This window comes from Actinoplanes sp. NPDC049548, from assembly GCF_040676695.1.
GTDB lineage: Bacteria > Actinomycetota > Actinomycetes > Mycobacteriales > Micromonosporaceae > Actinoplanes.
The window spans coordinates 171,841-184,943 of sequence record NZ_JBFAPM010000008.1 but is presented as its reverse complement, the minus strand read 5'-3'; the positions used below and the strand labels follow the sequence as shown (position 1 = coordinate 184,943).

The following is a 13,103-nucleotide window of genomic DNA, read 5'->3' as shown; positions in this document are numbered from 1 at the left end:
TGGTCGATACGCGTCGGAGCCAAGACACTACCGGCCGCCACCGAACCAGGCCACCCAGGACAATGATCGCGTCCGATTTGTTCAAGACGAACGCCGGGGACCGCTCGTAGCGTCGTGGTCATGGCACCTACCTTCGCTGGAATCGGCCTCGCGGTGGCCGACATGGACACGTCACTGGCCTTCTACCGCCGGCTGGGTCTCGACATCCCCGCCGGCTCGGAGAAGGCACCGCACGCCGAGGTGACCCTGCCCGGCGGCATCCGGCTCATGTGGGACTCCCACGAGACGATGCGCTCGTTCCACCCGGACTTCTCCCCCGCCGTCGGGGACAGCCGGGTCAGCCTCGCCTTCGCCTGCGCCGACCCGGCCGACGTCGACCGTACGCACGCCGCGCTCGTCGCCGCCGGCCACGAGTCCCACCTGGAGCCCTGGGACGCGGAGTGGGGACAGCGGTACGCCGTCGTCCTGGACCCCGACGGCAACAGCGTGGACCTCTTCGCGCCGCTTCCTACCTGACCAGCTCGCCCAGCGGCACGCCGGCCAGCGCCTTCACGTCGCGCGACAGGTGAGCCTGGTCGGCGTAGCCCGCGGCCACCGACACGTCGGCGAACGGTCGGCCCCGCCGGGCCAGGCCGACCGCCGTCTGCAAGCGGAGGATGCGGGCCAAGGTCTTGGGCCCGTACCCGAAGGCGGCCCGGCAGCGGCGCTGCAGATGTCGCGGACTGAGGCCGCACTGCTCGGCGATCGCGCCGACCGGCACGCCGGCGCGCGCCTTCTCGGCGACCGCGACCATCGCCCGGTCCGGGGTCTGCCATCGACGCCGGGCGAAGGCCTCCAGGGCCGCCACCGGGTCCTCGGCCTCGGCCAGCCGGCGCGCCTCGGCCGGCGGGAAGAGGTCGCCGAGGGGCACCCGGCGGTCGGTCAGCTCGTCGGCCGGCACACCGAGCACCGAGGCGCCGACGCCGTCGGCGAAGCGCAACGCGAACAGCCTGGTGCCGGCCGGCGCCCCGACCACCTGCGCGGTGGTGTCCGGCCCGGCGACATAGACGCTGCCGTCCTGCCAGATCACGTCGAGGCAGCCGTCGGGCAGGACGCGCGTCGGCGGGCACCCGGGCGGCACCACGCTGCGCCAGGCGACCACGTGCGGCAGCTTCGATGCCCATTCGGCGTACATGAGGCAACCCTGGCACGCGGGTACGACAGGTTCCGCGAATGACAACCGTGTAATCCGGGCAGACAATCGGGATATGACCGACCGTCTGGACGAGTACCGGCGCAAGCGGGACGCGCGGCGCACGCCGGAGCCCGTGCCGCGCGCCCGGCCCCGCCCGACCGGCCGGAACAGGTTCGTCATCCAGCAGCACCACGCACGCAGCCTGCACTGGGACGTCCGGCTGGAACGCGACGGCGTCCTCGTGTCGTTCGCCGTCCCGCGTGGCCTGCCCCGCGACCGCGCCCGCAACTACCTGGCCAAACACACCGAGGACCACCCGCTGGAATACCTCGACTTCCACGGCGAGATCCCGGCGGGCGAGTACGGCGGCGGCCACATGCTCATCCACGACCGCGGCACCTACGAGGCGGACAAGTGGCGCGACGACGAGATCGGTGTCACCTTCCACGGCGACCGCACCTCGGGCCGCTACGTCTTCTTCCAGACCGGCGGCCGGGACTGGATGGTCCGCCGGATGGACCCGCCGGAGCCCGGCTGGGAGAGCATGCCCGAGACCGTCGAACCCATGCTCGCGACCCGGGCCGCCGGCCTCCCGCCGGACGACCGGGACTGGGGGTACGAGCTCAGCTGGGCCGGCCGCCGCACCCTCGCGTACGTCTCGGGTGGCCGGGTACGCCTCACCGACGCGACGGGCGCCGACGTGACGTCCTGGTATCCGGAGATCCGGCCGCTCGGGGAGGCGCTCGCGCCGCTCGAGGCCGTACTGGACGGCGAGATCGTGGCATTCGACGGGCCGGTCGTCTCGCCGCAGCTGCTGGAGCGCCGCAAGGCCCCGCGGGACTCCGCGGCGGCACGCCGGGCCGCCGAGCGCACACCGGTGCAGTTCCTGGCCTACGACCTGCTGTGGCTGGAAGGCCACTCGACAGTGGAGCTGGTCCGCTACGCCGAGCGACGGGAGCTGCTGGACGGCCTCAACCTGGCCGGTGACAACTGGCAGACCCCGCCGTACTTCCCGGGCGGGGGCGAGTTCGCCCTGGAGGCGGCCCGGGCCCAGGGGCTGGCCGGCGTGGTGGCAAAGCGCCTCGACTCGCCCTATCTCCCGGGCCGCCGCAGCCGCCTGTGGCTCGACATCGCCGCCTGAGAAACAGCGACGCGCCCGCCTGGCGGGGCGGGCGCGTCGTGATCGGGTGCGGTCAGGCGACGAAGCGGGTGCGACGCCGGCGGGCGATGACCACGCCCGCGCCGCCCGCGACGAGCAGGAGCAGCCCGCCGCCACCGATCGCCCCGGCGACCGGCCCGGTCACCGGCAGGCCGTGAGACCCGCGGACACACGCCGGGCGAAGGTGGATGGCATAAGCGGTCGGACGATCATCGCGCTGCCCCGCCGGCGGCCCCGCCCTCGGCCGAACGGATGAACTCGACCCGAGTTCCGCCGGCAACCGATTCCCGCTCGAGGGTCCGCACCTTATATCTGGCGAGAAGCTCTACAGCGGGACCCGCGCCCTGCCGATCAGGGGGTTTGCCGGGGCTCGCAGCGGAAAGGTCTCTATGAAGATGCACCTCCAGACCACCGACCCGACCGCCGCTGTGACCTCGACCATGTCTGCTGATCTCTGGAACTCCGCCGCCTCCGTCCTCGACACCAACTGGTCCTACGACCACATGGTTCCGTCCCGCCGGCTGTACCCCCACCAGTGGAGCTGGGACGCCGCGTTCATCGCCCTCGGGCTCGCGTACGTGAACCCGACCCGTGCCTGGCGCGACCTCCGGAGCCTCTTCGAGGCGCAGTGGCCGGACGGCCGTGTCCCGCACATCGTCTTCGACCCGCTGACCGCCGAGGGTGACTACTTCCCCGGGCCGGGGTTCTGGAACGTCCCCGCCTACGGCAACCGGCCCGCGCGCGGCAGCACCGGGCTCGTCCAGCCGGCGCTGCACGCGGTCGCCGCGTGGGAGGTGTACCGGCGCGCCGCCTCGCACGGCGCCGCCTGCGCGCACGAGGCCGGTCAGCAGCTCAAGTGGCTCTACCCGCGGCTCGTGGCGCAGCAGGAGTATCTGAGCCGGAGCCGTGAAGCGGGCGGTGACGGGCTGGCCAGCATCGTGCACCCGTGGGAGTCCGGTCTCGACAACAGCCCGTCGTGGGACTCGGCCATGGCCGGCGTACCCGCGGATCTGGGCCTGCTGCAGCGCTACCAGCGCCGCGACATCGAGGTGGCCGACGCGGCGCACCGCCCCACGGATCTCGACTATGCCCGCTACCTGGGCCTGGTCCTGAACTACCGCGACGGCGGGTACGGGGATGCGGACCTGGCACACCGGCACGCGTTCGTGGTGGAGTGCCCGGCCTTCAACGCGATCCTCGCCGCGGCCGAGCTGGCCCTCGTGCACATCGCCGCGGTCGTCGGCGCCGACCCGATGGCGCACCGGCGGCGCGCGCGGCAGATCACCGAGGCCATCTCCCGGCACCTGTACGACGAGCGCTCCGCGACTTTCCGGGCGCGCGACGTCCGTACCGGAATCCTCAGCCCGGCCCGGTGCGTCAACGGCCTCGTGCCTCTCCTCCTGCCGGACCTGCCCCGCGACCAGGTCGAAGCGATCATGGCGGAGGCGGCGTCACCGCGGTTCGGGCTGCCCGCGACGACCGGCCTGCCGGTGCCGAGCTACGACCGGACCGCCACCGACTTCGACACGTTGCGCTACTGGCGCGGTCCGATCTGGATCAACGTCAACTGGCTCCTGCGCCGGGGAATGCTCGTGCACGGCTACCGCAACGAGGCCGAGGACCTGCGGACGGCGATGCTGCGGCTCGTGCACCGCTCCGGGCACTACGAGTACTTCCACCCGGAGACCGGTGCGGGCATCGGCGCCCCGACGTTCAGCTGGACCGCCGCGCTCGCCCTCGACCTGCTCGCGGACCGTTCCGTACCGGCCTACGCCCGGGCGGCGTGAGCGCACGTTCAGAAGCGCTCCGCGCCGATCGTCGTGTCCGGACCGTGGCCGGTGTGCACCACGGTCTCGGGCGGCAGGGTCAGCAGGCGGCTGCGGATCGCCTGCTCGATCGTGGGCCGGTCGCTGTAGGAGCGGCCGGTCGCGCCCGGACCGCCCTGGAAGAGCGTGTCGCCGGTGAACACGCAGCCCAGCTCGGGTGCGTACAGGCAGACGGCGCCCGGGCTGTGTCCCGGCGTGTGCAGCACGGTCAGGACGGTGCCCGCCACTGCGATCTGCTGGCCGTCGCTCAGCGGGGCGGGCATCGGCACGCCGGGATGGGTCAGCTTCCACAGCACGTCCTCGGCCGGGTGCAGCAGCAGCGGCGCCCCGGTCTGCGCGGCCAGCTCCGGAGCGACGCGGACATGATCGTCATGTGCGTGCGTGAGGACGATCGCGACGACCTCACGGCCGTCCACCACCCGCAGGATCGACGGTACGGAGTGAGGCGCGTCGACGACCACGCACTCCGTGTCGTCCCCGACCACCCACACGTTGTTGTCCACGTCGAACGTCTCGCCGTCGAGCGAGAACGTGCCGCTGGTCACCGCGTGATCGACGCGTACGCCCATCAGAAGATCACCACCGAGCGCAGCACGCCGCCGGTGTGCATCTTGGCGAACGCGTCCTCGACCTGGTCCAGGCGGATCTCCTCGGTGACGAACGCGTCCAGGTCGAGCCGGCCCTGCAGGTAGAGCTCGGTCAGCATCGGGAAGTCGCGGGTGGGCAGGCAGTCGCCGTACCAGCTGCTCTTGAGCGCGCCGCCACGGCCGAAGACGTCGAGCAGCGGCAGGTCGATGGTCATCTCCGGGGTCGGCACCCCGACGAGGACGACCGTGCCCGCCAGGTCACGGGCGTAGAACGCCTGCTTGTACGTCTCCGGCCGGCCCACCGCCTCGACGACCACGTCGGCGCCGTGGCCGCCGGTGAGCTCCTGAACGGCGGCGACCACGTCGGTCCCGCGTGCGTTGACCGTGTGGGTGGCGCCGAACTTGCGGGCCCATTCGAGCTTCTGGTCGTCGGTGTCGATCGCGATGATCGTGGTGGCGCCGGCCAGCGCCGCGCCCACCACGGCACCGTCGCCCACCCCGCCGCAGCCGATGACCGCGACCGAGTCGCCGCGGGTCACCCCGCCGGTGTTGATGGCCGCGCCGATGCCGGCCATCACCCCGCAGCCGAGCAGGCCCACGGCGGCCGGCCGGGCGGCCGGATCGACCTTGGTGCACTGCCCCGCGTGAACCAGGGTCTTCTCCACGAACGCACCGATGCCCAGCGCGGGCGAGAGCTCGGTGCCGTCCTCGAGCGTCATCTTCTGCGCCGCGTTGTGGGTGTTGAAGCAGTACCACGGCTTGCCCTTGCGGCAGGCGCGGCAGTCACCGCAGACCGCCCGCCAGTTCAGCACCACGAAGTCACCGGGAGCCACGTCGGTGACACCCGCACCGACCGCCTCGACGACACCCGCGGCCTCGTGACCCAGCAGGAAGGGGAAGTCGTCGTTGATGCCGCCCTCGCGGTAGTGCAGGTCGGTATGGCACACCCCGCACGCCTGGATCTTCACGACGGCCTCGCCGGGCCCGGGATCCGGCACGACGATGGTGGTGACCTCGACGGGTGCACCCTTGGCCCGGGCGATGACTCCGTTGACTCGCTGGCTCATGCGGACCACCTTGCCACCGCAGTGCGCCGGGCGCGAAGCGTCGCCGGAGGATCTACGGTGTCCGGGTGACTCTCGTCCGCCGCATCCTCCTGCTGAGCCTGGCTCTGCTGCTGCTTCCCGCCCCGGCGTGGGCCGATCCGCCGGCCCGGCTCGCCGGCCAGGTGACCGACGCGGCCGGGGTGCTCGGCGACCGCCAGGCGGTCGACCGGGCCCTCGGCTCCCTGCGCGACAAGACCGGTGTGCAGCTGTTCGTCGTGTTCGTGGACTCGTTCGACGGGGTCCCGGCCCAGGAGTGGACGGATCGCACGGCGCAGCTCAGCGACCTCGGGGACCGCGACGCGCTGCTCGCGGTGGCGACCACCGACCGGGCGTACGCGTACTCGTTCCCGCCGGACTCCCGCGTCTCGGACGCCGAGCTGGTGCGGGTGGCGGAGCGCGACATCGAGCCGGCCCTGGCGAAGAGCGACTGGTCCGGGGCGGTCGTCGCGGCCGCCGGTGGCTACACGGACGCGGCCGGCGGTGGCGGCTCGTCCGCGTGGATCTTCGTGGTGCTGGCGGTGGTGCTCGGCGGCGCCCTGCTGTGGGTGTTCCTGCGTCGCCGCCGCCGTGCCCGGCCGCCCGCACCGGCCGGACCGTCGACCGACGAGCTGACCGCGCAGGCCAACGCCCTGCTGCTCGAGCTCGACGACGACCTGCGCGCCAGCGACAGTGAACTGGCCCTGGCCACGGCCCAGTACGGCGAGCCGGAGACGACCCGCTTCCGCGCGGCCCTGGAGGCGTCGCGCCAGGACGTGGCCGAGGCGTTCCGGCTGCGGATGACCCTCGACGACGAACCGGCGCCGGACGAGGAGACCCGCCGCCGCACGCTCGCGGAGATCATCTCGCGGTGCCGTGCGGCGGACGAGCGCCTGGACGCCGAGTCGGAGGCCTTCGACCGGCTTCGCGACCTCGAGACGCGCGCGGCGGAGGTGGCCGGGGAGGTGGACCGCCGCCGGGCCGCGGCCGAGGCGTCCCTGCCCGAGGCGGCGAAGGTGGCGGCCGATCTGGGCCGCCGGTACGCGGGCCAGACGGTCACCGCGGTGTCCGGCAACGTCGACCAGGCCCGCGAGCGCCTGCAGTTCACGGCGGAGGCGATCGGCCAGGCGCGAACCGCTCTCGAAAGCGATGCCCCTGCACCCGGCGCCGCCCCGACGGCCGTTGATGCTCCGGCGGTGCAGGGACGGGCTCGGGCGGCTCTCGCGGTCCGCGCCGCCGAACAGGCCGTCCAGCAGGCGGAGCAGCTCGTCGCCGCCGTGCACCGGGCCGCGGCCGACCTCGAGGCGGCCGGCTCGGCCGCCGGTGCGCTGATCGCCGAGCTGGAGTCCGAGATCGCAGCCGGGCGAGCCGCACCGGCCGCCGGTTCGCCCGGTCTCGCGGCTGCGGTCGCCGCTGCCGAGCAGACCGTGGCGCAGGTACGCACCCGGCTCGCCGCCGAACGACCCGATCCGGTCGCCGCGGTCGCCGCGCTTCAGGCCGCCGACGCCGCGCTGGACAGCGCCCTCGCCGAAGCCCGTGACGCCGCGGAACGGTCGGCGCGCGCCCGCGCCCTGCTCGCCCAGGCGCTTCCGGTGGCGAGGGCCGAGGTGTCGGCCGCCACCGACTTCATCACCACCCGGCGCGGTGCGGTCGGCACGGGAGCTCGGACCTCGCTGTCGGAGGCCCATCGCCACCTCGCCCTGGCGGAGAGCCTCGCGGAGACGGACCCGGTCGCGGCCATGGCCGAGGCCCAGCAGGCGCAGCAGTACGCGGGGGCGGCGAGCAGTGCGGCCCACTCCGACGTGCAGAGCTGGGGCGGATACGGGCCGGGCGGGTACGGCCAGGCCGGCTTCGATCCCGGCGCGTTCGCCGGAGCGGTGCTGGGCGGCATCCTGGCCGGCGGCGGCCGCTCGCACGGCCACTCCGGCGGCGGCTGGGGCGGCGGCTCAGGGGGAGGCTGGGGCGGCGGCTTCGGCGGGAGCGCCACGCGGAGCCGGCGGGGCGGCGGCGGGCGCTTCTAGCGGACGTCGGCCGGGTTCTCCAGGAGGGACTCGCAGACCTTGGCGAGCTGGCGCACCTGCGCCTGGCTCAGCCGGTCGAACACGAGCTGCTGCACGGCCTCGGCGTGCCCCGGGGCGGACTCGACGACCTTGCGGTAGCCGTCGTCGGTGAGGACGGCGATCTGGACGCGGCCGTCCTCCGGGTCGCGTTCGCGGCGTACCCAGCCCTGGGCCTCAAGGCGTGCGACGACGTGGGACAGGCGGGACAGCGAGGCGCTGGCCTTCTTCGCCAGGCGGCTCATGGGCAGGCGCCGGTCCTCGCGCTCCGACAAGGTGGACAGCACCAGGTAGCCCATGTGCGTCACGCCCGCGTCCCGCTGCAGCTGGCCCTCCAGCGCGGCCGGCACCTTGACCAGCACTTCGACGAATCTGCGCCACGTCTGCTGCTGTTCGTCCGTCAACCACCGTGGCTGGTCCATGGCAGCAGGTTAGTGACCTGACCCGCGGCGACCCGCGCCCGGGTGTGGTGCCGCGGCGGCGCACGATGACACGGGGGAAACGGCAGGCGAACAATCGGGCAGGTCGATCGACTTCCTTTAAGTCTCAAGAGTAACGTTCCGCCCGGACTTTCCACCCCGGCCCGGCGCCGGGATCGGCCGGCTGGGGGGCCTGGGCCGGTCCCGGCGCCGTGGTGCGCCGGGGATCAGGACTGCGGGGGCTCGTCCTTGCCGGCCTCTTCCAGCTTGTCCGCCTCTTCCTTGGTCTTGTGGACCGCGCCGTCCGCGTGCTCCGGCGGCCCGTAGACCGTGTACAGCACCAGCGGGTTCGGGCCCGCGTTGACGAAGTTGTGCTTGTGGCCGGCCGGCACGACGACCAGGTCACCCTGGTTGACCTTGCGGGTCTGGCCGCTGACCTTGGCCTCGCCGGTCCCGCTCACGAACGTCAGGATCTGGTCCACCTCGTGGACCTCCTCACCGATCTCGCCGCCCGGCGGGATCGTCATGATCACGAGCTGGGTGTGCTTGCCCGTCCACAGCACGCGGCGGAAATCCGGGCTCTTCTCGGCAACCGTGGCGATCGTGTAGTGCTCCATGCCGAGCCGCTTACCCGGAACCGCGTCGGCGCAATCCTGGCTGGTCAGGAGGGCCGCAGGCGGGGCACCGGCCCCAGCTGGGACACCGGCTCCGGCCGGCCGATCAGGTAACCCTGCACGAAGTCGACGCCGAACTCCCGCAGCATCCGCATCGTCGCCTCGTCCTGCACGAACTCGGCCACGGTGTGGATCCCGTACGCCTGGCAGACCTGCACCAGCGCCCGCACCAGCACCTGGTCCTGCGGGCTGTGCACGAGGTCCCGCACGTACTCGCCGTCGATCTTGACCAGGTCGATCGGGAACAGCCGCAGGTAGCGGAACGACGCGTACCCGGAGCCGAAGTCGTCCAGGGCGAGCTGGCAGCCCCGGTCGCGGATGCGGTCGGCGAAGTTGCGGGCCTCGCTCAGGTTGCCGATCAGCGCCGTCTCGGTGATCTCGAAGGTGAGCTGCTCGGGGTTCACCCCGTACCGGTCGATGAGGGCCTCGACCTCCCCGGTCAGGCGCGGATCGCCGACCGTACGCCCGGAGAGGTTGATCTGGAAAGCGTGCGCGGGCAGCGACGCCGCGACCTCCATCGCCCGCTCGACCACCCACAGGTCGATGTCGTAGACGGCGTCGAGGCGCTCGGCCGTGTCGAGCACGTGGATCGGCGACTGCGGGTTGCCGTGCTCGTCGAGCACCCGCAGCAGCAGCTCGTGGCGGAGCACGAGGTTGGTCTGCAGCTCGAGGATCGGCTGCGCGAACAGGGTGAACCGGTCGGTGCCCAGCGCGTCGGCCACCCGGTCGCGGTAGGAGCCCTGCCGGTCCTTGGCCGGCACGGGGTCGGCGACCAGGGTGAGCGGCCGGTCCGCCTCGCGAGCCTGCCGCCACGCGTGCTCGGCGTCGATGAGCAGGTCGTGGCTGCCCGCGTCGCCGCCGGGGCGGAAGCGGACCAGGCCGGCCCAGGCGCGGGCGTGCACCCACGCGTCCGGCAGGACGAAGGGCTGGCTGCGCAGCGCCTCGACGAAGAGGTCGGCCTGGCGGCGGGCCATGACCCAGGAGGCGCCGGGCAGCAGCACGCCGATCTCGTTGGGGCCGACGCGGCCCAGCAGGTGGTCGGGCCGCACCAGCCCTTCCACCACGCGGGCGGCGCGGTGCAGCAGGTCGGCGTTGACGTCGAAGCGCACGGCGTCGGCCCGGTCGGGTTCGACGCGGACGATCAGCAGTGCTCCCCCGCCGCTGCGCTGCGCACGGTCGATCTCGTCGGCGAAGCGGGCGCGGGTCAGCAGCCCGGTGGCGGGGTCGGGATCGATGATGGACGCCTGGACGGTCTCTCCGCGGCGGGTCAGGCGCGCCACTTCCCGGCGGGCCCGCTCCCGGGCGGAAACGTCACGCAGCGCACCCCGGATTCCACTGACCGTGCCGTCCGGGCCGGCGATCGGCTCCAGGCGGCAGTCCACGTCGAACCATCCACCGTCGGCGCGCATGAGCCGCACGGTGGTCCGAACCGGCTCGCGCGCCGTCCAGGCCCGGGTGATCGAGCCCAGCGCCTTGGCGTGGTCGTCGCGGTGCACGTGCCGGGCCAGCAGCTGGCGGCTCAGCTCGTTGTCCTTGGGCGGGCGGCCGAGCAGCGCCGCGAGGCTGTCGGACCAGACGATCCGGTCGCCGTCGGCCGTGTACGTGAACCAGGCCTCGTCCTCGACCGGCGTCCGCGACTCGGGCAGATGCGGTCGCTGGGGAGCCGAGTTGGGGCTGAGCCGGGGACGGCGGGAGAGCCGGTCGCGCAGCGCGCGCGGACGCGGAAAACGTTCGTCGGGTGCCGTCATGCGCCGCCGCCACCTCCCCTCCTGCGGTGAACGATGCCCCTGACCTATTACGACCTGTCACCGCTTCGGGTAACAGGGGGCGGCCGCGACAATGTTTTCGCAGCTGGCCCAACAAAACAACGAACAGGCAGTTCTCGACCGATCAGAGCGTGAAATTAGCCGATCGGCTGACGGTGCGACCAGGGGGTCGACAGGGCCCCGGTCCATGACGGACAGTTACGGGGAGTGCCGGTGCAGGAACCATGTGCGACACCTACCCAGTGACCTCGATCAACATGCACCGAATGCATCCAGGGAGGTGCTCCCCGTAACGAGATCACGAGACGGTGGATATGGTGGCCCTTCGGACACGTGAGCGAGGACCACGCATGGGCATCATTCGGGACATGCAGCGGGCGCACGCGACGCAGGCGGCCGCCGAGCAACGGGCACGCACGGCCGCCGCCCAGCAGCGCCAGCTGATCCGGCGCAACGCGGACCTGGCGATCGCGGCGGCCCAGCAGGCCGCCGCCGACGCGGAACGGCAGCGCGAGCACCGCAAGCTGTACGCGGAGGCACGCACCGCCGATGCCGCGGCGGCGAACGCGGACCTGCGGGCCCGGCTGTCGGATCTCGACACGCTGCTGCTCTCCACGTTGGACGTCGACGACCACATCGACCTCGACCGGTTCAAGAAGCCGATCGACCTGCCCCCGTTCGACCCGGGACGGCTGGGCCGGCCGGCGCCGGAACCGTCGTGGCAGAGCTACGCCCCGCCGGAGCCCCGCGGCGTCGGCAAGATCCTCGGTGGCGAGCGCCTCCACCAGCAGCAGCTGGCCCTGGCGCAGCGCGCCTTCGAGGAGGCCAAGGCGCAGTGGGCCGAGGGCGAGCGGCGCCGCACCCGTCAGCTCGCGGCACGCCGGCAGCAGTACGAGGAGAACCGCCGACGTCACGAAGCGAAGCTGCGCGCGTACAACGCGGAGGTGGACCGGTTCGCGGCGGCCGTCGCGAACGCGGATCCGACGTCCGTGGTGGAGTACTTCGCGATGGTGCTCGGCAACTCGGTGTATCCGGACGATTTCCCTCAGCACTTCCGGCTCGCGTACCTGCCGAAGAAGCAGCATCTCCTCGTCGAGTACCACCTGCCGCCGCTCGAGGTGATCCCGGTGGTCAAGGAGTACCGCTACGACCGGGTCCGCGACGACCTGCTCGCGGTGCCCCGCGACGAGGACGAGATCCGCCGCCGCTACATCGGAGTGATCTCGATGGTGGCGCTGCGCACGGTCCACGAGATCATCGAGGCGGACCGCGGCGCGCTGGTGCGCGAGGTGCTCTTCAACGGCATCGTGGACACGATCGACCGGCGGACCGGCCTCTTCGTGCGGCCGTGCCTGGTGTCGCTGCGTACGGACCGGGACACCTTCGCGGCGATCAAGCTGCGCCGGGTCGACCCGGTCGCGTGCCTCAAGCACCTGCAGGCCGGGCTCTCCGGGAATCCGGACCAGCTCGAGGGCGTGCAGCCCGTGATCGACTTCGACCGCGAGGCGGACCGGGACTTCACCAGCGAGTTCAACGTCCTGGCGGACATCGACCAGCGCCCCAACCTGGCGACGATGTCCGACGCCGAGTGGGAGCAGACGATCGCCGACCTGTTCAGCAACATGGGGCTGGCGGTCGGCACCGCCGACGAGGGCCGGTGGCGGGCCACCGATCCGCGGCCCATCTTCGGCGGCCCGGTCGTGATCCAAGCGGTACGCGGCCGGCCGGTCGACGCGGCCACGGCGACCTCCGTGGTCGCCGCGATGACGGAGGCCGGAGCGACCAAGGGCATCCTCGTGGCAACGGACGGCTACGAAGTCCAGGCCCACGAGGCGGTCGCGGGCCGGCCGGTCGAGCTGCTCGACGGGCCGGCCCTGCTCAACCTGCTGGCCGAGCACTCGGGCCTCAAGGCCCGCATCGAGCCCGCGGAGGAGGCAGCCGTCTAGAGGCGGTGGCCCGTCGTGGCATCGACGTGGTCCGGCACATCGTCGTGCCGGTCGCCGACGGTCAGCGTTCCGGTGGGCTCGAACATCAGGATGGCCGCCCCGCCGGGCGACATCGGCTTGTGCGCGACGCCCCGCGGCACGGTGAACAGGTCGCCGCGGGCCAGGGCCACCACCCGCTCCTCGTCGGCGCTGTCGCGAAGGGCGATCTGCAGCTCGCCGTCGAGGACGAGGAAGAACTCGTCGGTGTCGTCGTGGGTGTGCCAGACGTACTCGCCCCGCACCTTGGCGATCCGGACGTCGTAGTCGTTGACGCTGGTCACGATGCGCGGACTCCACAGCGCGTCGAAGGACGCCAGGGCCGCGGTCAGGGAGATGGGTTCGCTCACGACCCGATCCTCGGCCTTTATCGGGTA

The 13,103-nt window shown here is 72.6% G+C and carries 12 protein-coding genes; 5 read left to right on the top strand and 7 right to left on the bottom strand.

Going from position 1 to position 13,103, the window contains the following annotated elements; all coding sequences use genetic code 11:
- Window positions 1–120 precede the first annotated feature (120 nt).
- Window positions 121–516 (top strand): VOC family protein, encoded by a 396-nt coding sequence (locus AB0J80_RS18255; RefSeq protein WP_364705945.1) that lies wholly within the window; start codon window positions 121–123, stop codon window positions 514–516.
- On the opposite strand, the gene AB0J80_RS18250 is transcribed toward AB0J80_RS18255, so the two are convergent.
- Entirely contained in the window at window positions 509–1,174 is a 666-nt protein-coding gene (locus AB0J80_RS18250; RefSeq protein WP_364705942.1) for a helix-turn-helix transcriptional regulator, read from the bottom strand. The two genes, AB0J80_RS18255 and AB0J80_RS18250, sit on opposite strands and share 8 nt — an antisense overlap.
- A gap of 73 nt (window positions 1,175–1,247) precedes the next feature.
- Between AB0J80_RS18250 and AB0J80_RS18245 the strand changes: the two genes are divergently transcribed.
- The gene (locus AB0J80_RS18245; protein ID WP_364705939.1) at window positions 1,248–2,315 is read left to right on the top strand and encodes a DNA polymerase ligase N-terminal domain-containing protein; all 1,068 of its coding nucleotides are present in this window, start codon (window positions 1,248–1,250) and stop codon (window positions 2,313–2,315) included.
- Between the two features lie 407 nt (window positions 2,316–2,722).
- A complete protein-coding gene (locus AB0J80_RS18240; RefSeq protein WP_364705937.1) occupies window positions 2,723–4,120 on the top strand; it encodes a hypothetical protein in 1,398 nt (465 codons plus the stop codon).
- Window positions 4,121–4,128: 8 nt separating this feature from the next.
- Here AB0J80_RS18240 and AB0J80_RS18235 read toward each other — a convergent pair whose 3' ends face one another.
- Window positions 4,129–4,728: an MBL fold metallo-hydrolase gene (locus AB0J80_RS18235; protein ID WP_364705934.1), complete on the bottom strand. Its 600-nt coding sequence runs from the start codon at window positions 4,726–4,728 to the stop codon at window positions 4,129–4,131.
- A complete protein-coding gene (locus AB0J80_RS18230; protein WP_364705932.1) occupies window positions 4,728–5,813 on the bottom strand; it encodes an S-(hydroxymethyl)mycothiol dehydrogenase in 1,086 nt (361 codons plus the stop codon). Before AB0J80_RS18230 ends, AB0J80_RS18235 begins: the two co-directional genes overlap by 1 nt.
- A 65-nt stretch (window positions 5,814–5,878) precedes the next feature.
- On the opposite strand from AB0J80_RS18230, the gene AB0J80_RS18225 reads away from it, so the two are divergent.
- Complete coding sequence (locus AB0J80_RS18225; protein ID WP_364705931.1) at window positions 5,879–7,849, top strand: TPM domain-containing protein; 1,971 nt, start codon at window positions 5,879–5,881, stop codon at window positions 7,847–7,849.
- Here the strand turns inward: AB0J80_RS18225 and AB0J80_RS18220 are convergent.
- From AB0J80_RS18220 to AB0J80_RS18210, 3 genes are all read right to left on the bottom strand, one after another.
- Window positions 7,846–8,307, bottom strand: coding sequence for a MarR family transcriptional regulator (locus AB0J80_RS18220; protein ID WP_364705929.1), 462 nt, complete (start codon window positions 8,305–8,307; stop codon window positions 7,846–7,848). The two genes, AB0J80_RS18225 and AB0J80_RS18220, sit on opposite strands and share 4 nt — an antisense overlap.
- Before the next feature lie 224 nt (window positions 8,308–8,531).
- Complete coding sequence (locus tag AB0J80_RS18215; RefSeq protein ID WP_364705927.1) at window positions 8,532–8,921, bottom strand: cupin domain-containing protein; 390 nt, start codon at window positions 8,919–8,921, stop codon at window positions 8,532–8,534.
- Window positions 8,922–8,965: 44 nt separating this feature from the next.
- Window positions 8,966–10,726: an EAL domain-containing protein gene (locus AB0J80_RS18210; protein WP_364705924.1), complete on the bottom strand. Its 1,761-nt coding sequence runs from the start codon at window positions 10,724–10,726 to the stop codon at window positions 8,966–8,968.
- A gap of 368 nt (window positions 10,727–11,094) precedes the next feature.
- Between AB0J80_RS18210 and AB0J80_RS18205 the strand changes: the two genes are divergently transcribed.
- Window positions 11,095–12,690, top strand: coding sequence for a restriction endonuclease (locus AB0J80_RS18205; protein WP_364705921.1), 1,596 nt, complete (start codon window positions 11,095–11,097; stop codon window positions 12,688–12,690).
- Here AB0J80_RS18205 and AB0J80_RS18200 read toward each other — a convergent pair.
- Window positions 12,687–13,076, bottom strand: a complete 390-nt coding sequence (locus AB0J80_RS18200) for a cupin domain-containing protein (protein WP_364705920.1) — start codon at window positions 13,074–13,076, stop codon at window positions 12,687–12,689. The two genes, AB0J80_RS18205 and AB0J80_RS18200, sit on opposite strands and share 4 nt — an antisense overlap.
- Window positions 13,077–13,103: the final 27 nt, after the last annotated feature.

Excerpts from the sequence above, each read along its gene's own strand:
- AB0J80_RS18255 (WP_364705945.1), top strand. The coding sequence starts at position 121 with ATGGCACCTACCTTCGCTGGAATCGGCCTCGCGGTGGCCGACATGGAC.
- AB0J80_RS18250 (WP_364705942.1), bottom strand. The coding sequence starts at position 1,174 with ATGTACGCCGAATGGGCATCGAAGCTGCCGCACGTGGTCGCCTGGCGC.
- AB0J80_RS18245 (WP_364705939.1), top strand. The coding sequence starts at position 1,248 with ATGACCGACCGTCTGGACGAGTACCGGCGCAAGCGGGACGCGCGGCGC.
- AB0J80_RS18240 (WP_364705937.1), top strand. The coding sequence starts at position 2,723 with ATGAAGATGCACCTCCAGACCACCGACCCGACCGCCGCTGTGACCTCG.
- AB0J80_RS18235 (WP_364705934.1), bottom strand. The coding sequence starts at position 4,728 with ATGGGCGTACGCGTCGATCACGCGGTGACCAGCGGCACGTTCTCGCTC.
- AB0J80_RS18230 (WP_364705932.1), bottom strand. The coding sequence starts at position 5,813 with ATGAGCCAGCGAGTCAACGGAGTCATCGCCCGGGCCAAGGGTGCACCC.
- AB0J80_RS18220 (WP_364705929.1), bottom strand. The coding sequence starts at position 8,307 with ATGGACCAGCCACGGTGGTTGACGGACGAACAGCAGCAGACGTGGCGC.
- AB0J80_RS18215 (WP_364705927.1), bottom strand. The coding sequence starts at position 8,921 with ATGGAGCACTACACGATCGCCACGGTTGCCGAGAAGAGCCCGGATTTC.
- AB0J80_RS18210 (WP_364705924.1), bottom strand. The coding sequence starts at position 10,726 with ATGACGGCACCCGACGAACGTTTTCCGCGTCCGCGCGCGCTGCGCGAC.
- AB0J80_RS18205 (WP_364705921.1), top strand. The coding sequence starts at position 11,095 with ATGGGCATCATTCGGGACATGCAGCGGGCGCACGCGACGCAGGCGGCC.